Source organism: Mesorhizobium sp. M7A.F.Ca.CA.004.12.1.1, assembly GCF_003997835.1.
Lineage (GTDB): Bacteria > Pseudomonadota > Alphaproteobacteria > Rhizobiales > Rhizobiaceae > Mesorhizobium.
This window is the reverse complement of record NZ_RZRK01001022.1, coordinates 1-1866: the sequence shown is the minus strand read 5'-3', so window position 1 is coordinate 1866 and position 1866 is coordinate 1. Positions and strand designations below refer to the sequence as shown.

Genomic DNA, 1866 nt, shown 5'->3' with positions numbered 1-1866 from the left:
CAGTCCGAACCGGCCTGAGATCGAAACTTGATGGCCCCCAGCGAAACCAGCCAGGACACGGCGCCGCGCGCGACCGAGCCGCTGTCGCTCGGCGAGATCGTGGAAAACGGTCTCTGCATCGGTTGCGGGCTCTGCCGTTCGATCGCCGGTCCCGGCAAGGTCGAGATGGCGATGACGCCGGAAGGGCGCGAGCGGCCGGTGGCGATGCAGGTGTTGGTCAGGTCGACGCTGACGCGGGTCAACGCAGTCTGCCCGGGAACGCGCATCGCCGGTCCACCGCCGGCGCAGGCGAGCAATGCAGCGTTGACGGACACCGTCTGGGGCCCCGCCGAACGGCTTGTGCTCGGACGCGCGGGAGATCCCACGGTGCGGTTTGTCGGATCGGGAGGCGGTGTGCTGACGGCGCTTGGGCAATTTCTGCTGAGCTCGGGACGCGTCAAGTTCGTGCTGCATGTCGCCGCATCACGCTTACAGCCGATGCGCAATGAGCGGCGCCTGAGCTTCGATGCCGTTTCGATGATCGAGGGCGCCGGCTCGCGCTACGGCCCCACGGCGACGCTGGTGGATTTCGACGACATCCTTGATCGCGGCCAGCCCTTCGCGCTGATCGCCAAGCCTTGCGATATCACCGCCGTGCGCAATTTGGCGCGGCTCGATCCGCGCGTCGACCGATATATGCGCTATGCCCTGGCCTTCGTTTGCGGCGGCGCATCGGACCTTTCGAAATCGGAACAGGTGTTGCGGCGTTTCGGCCTCTGCGAGGACGAGCTCACGCTTTTTCGCTATCGCGGCCATGGCAATCCCGGCCTCAACCGGATCGAAACCAGGGACGGCCGCGCCTTCGAACTCACCTATCGGCAGTTGTGGGAGGACGAGGACAAATGGATGACCCAGCCGCGCTGCAAGATCTGTCCGGACGCGATCGGCCAGGTGGCGGATATCGCGGTTCATGACGCCTGGCTGAATGGTGGGCCGGCGGTCGAGGATGAGCTGCTCAACAGCATCATCGTGCGTACCGGGCGCGGCCTCGAACTGTTCGATGCGGCCGTCGACGCCGGCGCTCTGGAGATCAAGCGCGAGACCGGCATTGCCGAAATCAGCGAGTTGCAGTCGCACCAGGTGCGCAAGCGGCGCGCCGTCTGGGCGCGGCTGAAAGGCATGGCGATCGCCGGCAGGCCGGTGCCTTTTGTCACCGATCTCGCCCTTGCAGATTGCGCCGCGCAGAATTCGCTGGCGGAGAATCTGGCCGAGGGGCGCGGCGCTCGCGACCGCGCGCGGCGCGGACGCCTGGGTGAGCCGCCTGCCGTGCCGCGCGAAGGCCGGGCAATCATGTTGAAGGATGGGTTGAGATGAATGCCGCCGAGGAAACGGACGTCATCATTATCGGCGGCGGCATGGCCGGTGCCGGTGCGGCCTTCGAGATATCCCACTCCGCAAAGGTGGTGCTGCTCGAGCGGGAAAGCCATTGCGGCTACCACACGACCGGACGCTCGGCGGCAAGCTTTACCGAAAATTACGGCAACGGCGTCATCCGGCGTATTGTGCTTGCCAGCCGGTCTTTCCTGACCGAACCGCCAGCTGGATTCTCCGAGTATCCGCTGCTTGGCAAGCGCGGCATGATCACCGTGGCGCGCGCCGATCAGATCGATCTCCTGCGGGAGGATCTGGCGGCCGCGCAGGGGCTTGTGCCCTCCATCGTCGCCATGACGCCGGCCGAAGCGATCGCCAGCGTACCGGTGCTGCGCGCGGAGTATCTCGCCGGCGCCTATATCGAACCGCATTCGATGGACATCGACGTCAACGGCCTGCACCAAGGTTATCTGCGCGGCGCCCGCGCGCGCGGCGCCGCGCAGATAACCTTGGTGC

General features: G+C 66.2%; 2 protein-coding genes. Both read left to right on the top strand.

All coding sequences use genetic code 11. The annotated features are described in order from the left end of the window. The first annotated feature begins 30 nt into the window (after positions 1-30). Entirely contained in the window at positions 31-1353 is a 1323-nt protein-coding gene (locus tag EN984_RS33085) for a Coenzyme F420 hydrogenase/dehydrogenase, beta subunit C-terminal domain (RefSeq protein ID WP_127269644.1), read from the top strand. Next, a partial coding sequence (locus EN984_RS33080) for an FAD-dependent oxidoreductase (RefSeq protein WP_164765853.1) occupies positions 1350-1866 on the top strand: 517 nt, incomplete at its 3' end. The genes EN984_RS33085 and EN984_RS33080, both read left to right, overlap by 4 nt.